Source organism: Bifidobacterium italicum (assembly GCF_002286915.1).
In the GTDB taxonomy this organism is placed as follows: Bacteria; Actinomycetota; Actinomycetes; order Actinomycetales; family Bifidobacteriaceae; genus Bifidobacterium; species Bifidobacterium italicum.
Map to the genome: position 1 here is coordinate 1 of NZ_MVOG01000050.1, position 7,210 is coordinate 7,210.

Below are 7,210 nucleotides of genomic sequence, written 5' to 3' on the forward strand. Positions count from 1 at the left end.
ATGGCGGCCGACCTGTACGAGTGGGGCGCCGCCAGACGCATGGCGGGCTCGCCGATCGACGACGCCGGCCTCGGGGACGTCATCGACACGCTCGCCGCGTTCACGGACCTCGACGGCCGCGCGCACGCCGTATGGGCCCACACCGACATCCCCGCGAACCTCGACACCCTCGACCCCGCCTGGCTCGCCGAGGCCGAACGGGCCGTTGTGCGCCGTCCGTTCACGCCCGCGACGACGGCGGACCCGTCCCTGTACGCGCCGTGGGCCCACGGCGGCGGGTACGCCCGATGAACACCAACCATTATATAAATAACTATATAGATATATAACTATCTGGCGAGGAGGAGCATCATGGCGCATGACGGGACGCGGGAGGCCGTGCGCGAGGGACTGCCCGTCGGCGCGGCGTTCGTGGAGCGCGCGCACGGGATCGCGGACGGCCTGAACGGGCGCGCCATGGACTGGACGGAGCTGCCGGTCGGCGGCTGCTTCCGGATCAACGACATGGGCGACTGCGTCACCGCGGAGTCCTGGGACGAGGTATGGGAGGGCCACCGGCTCGAGGAGCAGGCCTGGATGCTGTGCGCCAACGGCCGGTACCCCGCCGCCGACGTCGAGGCCATGACCCCCGAGGGCATCCGCGCCGCATACGATGACCCCGACTTCCAACCCGACTGCGCGTTCTACACCGAACGCTACGACTGGGACGTGGAAGCCGACCAGGCCGAGGCGGACGCCGTCCCCGCCGGCGCATTCCGCCCAGGCGCGCTGATGCGATGTGGCGCCTTGACACCATGGTGTCAAGGCGCCACGTTGTCGTTTTGCGTGCACGGGCCGTGCGTGGAAACGACAGTGTTAGACGTCGTCTGATTGCGGGGTATGATGGGGATATGACCGGAACTGAACGGAAGCGGGACAACCCGATCGCCCTGTGGCGTCGCGGCCTGGGGCTCACGCAGAAACGCCTGGCGGCGATGATGGGCATCACCGCCGCGACGCTCAGCGTCAAGGAACGCGGTGAATGCGAATGGGTGCGCCGCGACTTCGAGTTCTTCCACCGGCATGGCGTGAGCGCCGACTACGTGCTCGGTTTCACGCCGGACATCGACGGGCGCACGCCGCCTGAGACAAGCGAAGGAGAGGCCGACCATGAACGCGGATAGCGCAACGGACCGCAGGAAGCGGACGAGAAGGACCGCCGCCGTCATCGGATCGGCGCTGCTGGTCGCCGTCCTGGCCGCCGGCGGCGCGGTCGCCGTATACCAGCACAGCGCGTCCGCGCAGCTGGCGGAGACTAGGAGCGCGTGCGCGCAGGCGTCCGAGACGTTGCGGGTGGCGCGCAACAGGTACGACACGCTGCACGACCGGGACGCGGCCGAGGCCGTGAAGATCACCGGCAAGCAGGTCGAGGATGGTGATACGGTCACGGTTCTGGCCGCCGCCTACAAGGAGACCGTGCCGGACCTGGCCGCCTGCAACGTGGACGGCGTGGACAGGCTGCGTGAGGCGACGGCGCGGATCGACAAGGATGCGGCATGGTACGATACGCACACGGCCGACCTGTCGAAGGCCGTGGACGCGGTCAACCGGTCGCATGACGCCAAGACCCTCAAGGATGCCAAGGACGCACTGTCCAAGCAGCTCACGGCCGCGCAGGAGAAGTACAAGGCGACGGACGGCAAAGTCAAGGACGACAAGACCCGCAAGGATCTCAAGACCATGATCGACAAGGGCGCCAAAACCAAAGACGGCAAGGACGCGGAAACGATGAACGAGCAGGCCAAGCAGCTCAAGAACCTCATGGGCAAAGTGGACGCCTCCATGAAAGCCAAGACCGACGCGGACAAGAAAGCCGCCGAGGAGAAGGCCCGCAAGGAAACCGAAGCCGCAGTGGCACAGGCGCAGGCGAACGCGCAGACGCAGCAGCAGTACGTCGCGCCGCAGCAGTCGTACGCGCCGACCTACACCGCACCCCAGCAGACGTACACGGCGCCGGCCACACCTCAGTACACGGCGCCGCAGCAGAGCGCGCCCCAGACCACGACGCCCAGCAAGCCCAACACCGGCAGCGGCGGCAGCGGCGGCATGATTTTCAATCATTCAGGTGCAGGGCAGGGCGGCTGCGGTCCTGATTTTTGTGGTGGTACTTATGACGGGTTCAACCATAACGGTTTCTGATACCTTCTGATCGCTGATCTTTTCGGGGGCGGTCGTCGACGTGCGTCGGCGGCCGCCTTTGTCGTGTGCGCGCGTGGTCCGCGGCGCCGTCGGATGCATGGTGTGATGGCACATGGCGGCGAGATGCGTCGTCACTGGCGTCCGGCGCGACGGATGCCGGGACAGTGGAAAGAGGTTTCCCTATGAGGAACATTCTGAAGAAGGGGCTGTGGCGCAGATCGGCCGCAGCCCTGCTGTCCGCCACGACTATGCTGGGCATGATCGCTCCGGCGGCGTTTGCGGACGGCGGATCTGGATCCGGGTCGGGCACGGGCGGCGACCAGGCGCCCGCCATGTTCTGGCAATACCGGGACAACAACAACGGCTCGTTCGGCCCCGCTAGTAGCTTCGCGAGCGTGCAGGCCGCGTTCGATGTGGCTGGTGTGGCGGTGACGGGCGCGGGCGTCACGCGCGCGCAGGCGTCGCTGGACGCGGCGCGCGCCGAGTGCGAGAGGAACTTCGCGGCGCACCATCCGGGCCAGGGCGCGGCGGACTGCCGTGTCGTGGGCGTGGGCGCGGTCTACGCGGCCGCCTCGCACAAGGACGACGGTTCGGGCTGGGCTGCGCAGGACATGTGGCAGCAGCTCTGGGACCAGGACGTCGCTCCGGTGAATAGGTTCCATGGCGGTCAGGGCTATAAGGTGAATGATCCGTTTGAGGATGATCCGTCGATGAGCGTGACCAAGCTCATGCAGAAGGAGGCTGCCAAGCCGCAGACTGGCGTCATTGTCATCGTGCTCAACAAGTACCAGCCGAAGCCTCCGGTTGTGGATTATGATCTGACGATTACAACGGATGTGAACGCGCCCAGGGACCTGAAGGTGGGGTCGAGGGATCCGATCTCGGATGTGATTCATGCGTCGCAGTCCGCAGGGGATGCGGAGCGGGTGACGGCGAAGTCGATCGCTCATTTCGATGGCAACAAGTATGTGCCGGCGAAGAGCGTGACCCGTGAGGTGCAGATCACCACGAAGGGCGATACGCGTACGCCGGAACTGTCCCCGAAGGATTTCGGCTGGGACGTGTGGCCGGCGGGCCATATCTGGTATGACACGCAGGTCGCCAAGCAGGGCCATATGAAGGTCGCCGTGGACACCGCCGACCGTGAGGCCTCTGAGTCGTTCCGTATCGTCGATGTGCCGCCGGCGCCGCCGGTCAAGCGCATCGAGGAGGGTGTGAGCGCGGATGCGATGCGCAACACCACCACGATCGAATCCGGCACGGGCCGCGGCGGATACGCGATGACCTTCCGTGACGTGATCACCCCCAATGGTGTCGCGTACTCGATCGAGAACATGAAGGTCACGGACAAGACCGATGGGAACAAGGACATCTCCGACCAGTTCACGATGAGCTGGGACAAGGCGTCCAACACCGTCACCGCCGTGCGCAAGGATACGACGACGATGATGCCGCTCGAGCACACGTGGGTGTTCAGCCTCGACGTGGTCGTCGCCAAGCCGGACATCAACAAGGTGGCCGATAAGGCGGACGTGCTCTGGAACGAGACCGACCAGAGCACCGAGGCCAAGGAGTTCCCGACGTGGAACCCGAACCCGGACAAGAGCTGGATCAAGCAGAACCCGGACGGTTCGTGGGCCGCGGTCATCGACCCCGACCACACCAACTCGACCGGCGCCGACAAAAACGTGTTCCTCGACGGCGACAAAGTCGCATCCGTGGTCAACGGCATCATCCCCGCCAACCTGATCGAAGCGCCCACGACGTTCGAACTGGAAGACGACTGGAGCGCCGCCGACTACATCTTCGACGCGGACGACGCGAAGAACGTCAGACTGTACATGGCCGACGCGCAGTCCGACGCGGCCAGCTCCGTGTACGACATCGCCAACAAGGGCACCGATGTGACCGACCAGATCGAGATCACGATCGAGGGCACGAAGGGCCATATGCGCATGAAGAAAGAATTCCTTCAGGGGCTTCAGGGTCTCAAGCGCGCCCGCCAGTATTCGCTGATCATCCCCGGCACGATCAACTTCGCGAACGGCGGCGGCGCCGAACAGGTCCGCAAGGACTTCGGCAAGCAGCCGGGCGACGAGGTCACCTTCTGCGAAGCGGCCCAGGGTGGCGCGAAGCTGACCAACGGCGGCGCGCAGACCGTGAACGGCGACAAGCGCCCGACGAACGAACCGTGGATCTGCGGTTACGTGCCCCCGGTCGTCAAGGATGTGGTGTCCGAGGCGTCGCAGGGTGGCGAGCAGGAATCCGTGGACGGCAAGATCGTGTTCCCGGGCCAGCGCGTGGAGTACCAGTTGACGACTACGCCGAAGCTGCCGGGCAATCTCGCCTATCAGGTGGAGCGTGTGGCGGTCACCGACTCGTATGACGAGCATCTGGTGCCGGACAAGCAGACCCTCGAAGTGGTGGACCTGTCGACCGGCAAGAGCGTCAGCAAGAAGCAGTACGCCACCCAGTGGGATGACGGGGCGCACATGTTCACGCTCACGTTCACGGACGCGTACGTGGCCGCGAACTGGCGCAACGGGCAGAACCCGCGGATCATGGTCCGATTCGAGGGCACCGTGAGCGAGGACGCGCCCGCGGACACCAAGGTCGACAACCAGTGGCTTTTGACCTTGAACAACACGCTCACGCCGAGCAACAAGGTGTTCAACATCCCGCCGGACATCACGCCCGACAAGCAGGACACGCAGAAGGACCCGGGCATCGACATCGACGGGAAGACCGCGTTGCTGGGCGACCGGATCTACTACCGAATCGGCTTGGACCTCAAGAATGTCGACCAGAACAATCTCGCGTACCGTGTGCAGCGTGCCGGCATCGTCGACGACTACGACGATGAGTACCTGACGGCGGACGAGCATGGTATCGAGGTCCTCGACGAGGCGGGCAAGGACGTGACGGCAAAGTTCAACATACAGATCAAGGATGGTGTCGCCTATGTGTTCGCGCGTACGGTGGACACCGAGATCCCGGCCACGGGCGAGACCCTCAAGGGCGACCCCCAGCCCGAGGACCTCAAGGAGTACTCGGAACGCAAGCTGGACCCGCTCAAGGACGCGTACATCGACCAGGCATTGCTGGGCCAGAAGTACCAGGTGGTGCTGCCGATGACCGTCACCAAGGTCCAGGACGGCTACACGGTCGTCAACAAGGCGACCCAGATCACCAACGACCGGCGCGACGAGACGAACGTCGTGTCGAACCCGTTGAAGGAGATCAACCCGGGCAAGGACGTGGTGGTCAACATGGGCGACGAGTCCGCCAACGGCAGGAGCGTCTACCTGGGCTCGACGTTCCTGTACCAGCTCGACAGCTCGATCCTGCCCGCCGACCGCGCCTACCAGCAGGTCACGGACTGGAAGATCGTCGACAAGATCGACACGGCGCACGACAGGTACACGGGCCAGTGGGCCGTGTACGCGACGCGCGACCTGAGCGACGGGGACACGAAGCTCGCCTCCAAGGGCGAACGCATCGCCGGCAGCGGCGTGGACTCCGCCAGGTTCGGCGGCGACCTGTTCACGTTGACGCAGGCCGACGACGGCACCATCACCATCACGGCGACCCAACGCTACCTCGACCTGGTGAGCGCGGCGAACGCCGAGGCCGGATGGCGCGCCTACGTCCAGTGCACGCGCATCGCCGTGGGCGACAAGATCGTCAACCGGTTCACCGAGACGCTCAACGGCACGGACCGCCCCTCGAACGAGGTGTGGACCAAGACCCCGGACCAGACCCCGTCGATCGACGTCGAGAAGTACGATCTGGCGTCGGGCGAGGACCTCGGCGACCGCGACGAGACGAAGGACGCGCTCAAGATGGACGGCGCCGACCAGGAGATCGGCATCAAGATCACCAACACCGGCAAGGTCGACCTGGCCAAGCTCACCCTCAAGGACACGCTGCTGGCCGGCTCGGGCGAACTCGAGGACATCGAGTACCCCAAGGACTGGGACACGCTCGTGCTCAAGCCCGGCCAGTCCGTCACGCTCAAGGCCATGCTCAAGGGCGTCAAGGCGGGCGACAAGCACACGAACCGCGTGAGCGTCACGGGCACGCCGGTCGTCGAATGCCCGGTCGTGGACGACGACCCGTTCGACGACAAGCCCGGCGTGGCGCAGGAAGGCCCATGCTATGACACCCCGGTGCACGACAGCGATGATTGGAACGGCTACCGCGCCAACCCGCTGGCGTCCACGGGCGCCGCGCTCGGCCTGATCGCCGCCGCCGTGATCTGCGCCGGCGGCCTGGGCGGCGGACTGCTGCTCGTCGTGCGCCGCCGCGGCACGCACGCGTCGTGCCACACGGCACGACGTTGACGCTTGCGCCGCGCTTGGGCGGGTTCTTCTTCCCCCCCTCCCGTCCGGCGCGGCGCACCTGAGCGGCGATGGCACGGCCGCGCGGTTCTTTCCCTTTTTCTCTCGCCGCCGGCCATGCCATCGGCCGCACCGGAAGGCCCCGTCCCGCACGACACGCGGGACGGGGCCTTCCCGTCTTCGCCCGCGGGCAGGCCGCGGGCGTGGTCCGCGCGCAAGCGCATGCCGCGGGATGCTGGAAGACGTCAGGGACACGAACGACGCCTGGGCGATGCCGGGCGGGAAGGAGGACGCTCATGGACTCGCACGCGCAGGCCATGTGGGATCTGATGGAGCACACGATGCGCTCGGAACGGTGGAGGCCGGACGACGACGGGGACGCGCAGCGCCGCTACCGTGACGCGTGCCGTGCGATGAGCGGCGACCATGCGCTCTTCGACGCGGTGATCGCGAAGATCATCGACCCGGGGCTGGATCCGGAACGGTTCACGCTGCTCGCCGAACGCGAACGGCTCGACCAGCGCGGCAAGCTGCAGGCCGCCCAGGTCATGGCCGAACTGGCCGACAAGGTCATGTACAAGGCGGGCTGGAACGTGCAGCGGGCCGTGCGCGCCCACTACCAGCGGGACGTGCCGCGGGCGTTCACCGAGCTCGCCGCGGGCATCCCCGAGAGCGCGGACAGGCTCGGCGCG

The 7,210-nt window shown here is 66.2% G+C and carries 6 protein-coding genes; all 6 read left to right on the top strand.

Translation table 11 applies throughout. From position 1 onward, the window contains the following. A partial coding sequence (locus B1400_RS09735) for a hypothetical protein (RefSeq protein ID WP_095614034.1) occupies positions 1–291 on the top strand: 291 nt, incomplete at its 5' end. Between the two features lie 60 nt (positions 292–351). After that, a complete protein-coding gene (locus tag B1400_RS08880) occupies positions 352–870 on the top strand; it encodes a hypothetical protein (RefSeq protein ID WP_095614035.1) in 519 nt (172 codons plus the stop codon). A 20-nt stretch (positions 871–890) separates the two neighbouring features. Next, entirely contained in the window at positions 891–1,163 is a 273-nt protein-coding gene (locus tag B1400_RS08885; RefSeq protein WP_095614036.1) for a helix-turn-helix domain-containing protein, read from the top strand. Then, entirely contained in the window at positions 1,150–2,178 is a 1,029-nt protein-coding gene (locus tag B1400_RS08890) for a hypothetical protein (RefSeq protein WP_095614037.1), read from the top strand. Before B1400_RS08885 ends, B1400_RS08890 begins: the two co-directional genes overlap by 14 nt. Positions 2,179–2,360: 182 nt before the next feature. Continuing rightward, on the top strand, positions 2,361–6,521 hold the full coding sequence (locus tag B1400_RS08895) for an LPXTG cell wall anchor domain-containing protein (RefSeq protein WP_095614038.1): 4,161 nt from the start codon (positions 2,361–2,363) through the stop codon (positions 6,519–6,521). Positions 6,522–6,814: 293 nt separating this feature from the next. Beyond that, a partial coding sequence (locus B1400_RS08900; RefSeq protein ID WP_133064676.1) for a hypothetical protein occupies positions 6,815–7,210 on the top strand: 396 nt, incomplete at its 3' end.

Coding starts and splice junctions, on each gene's coding strand:
- B1400_RS08880 (WP_095614035.1), top strand. CDS start 352: ATGGCGCATGACGGGACGCGGGAGGCCGTGCGCGAGGGACTGCCCGTC.
- B1400_RS08895 (WP_095614038.1), top strand. CDS start 2,361: ATGAGGAACATTCTGAAGAAGGGGCTGTGGCGCAGATCGGCCGCAGCC.
- B1400_RS08885 (WP_095614036.1), top strand. CDS start 891: ATGACCGGAACTGAACGGAAGCGGGACAACCCGATCGCCCTGTGGCGT.
- B1400_RS08890 (WP_095614037.1), top strand. CDS start 1,150: ATGAACGCGGATAGCGCAACGGACCGCAGGAAGCGGACGAGAAGGACC.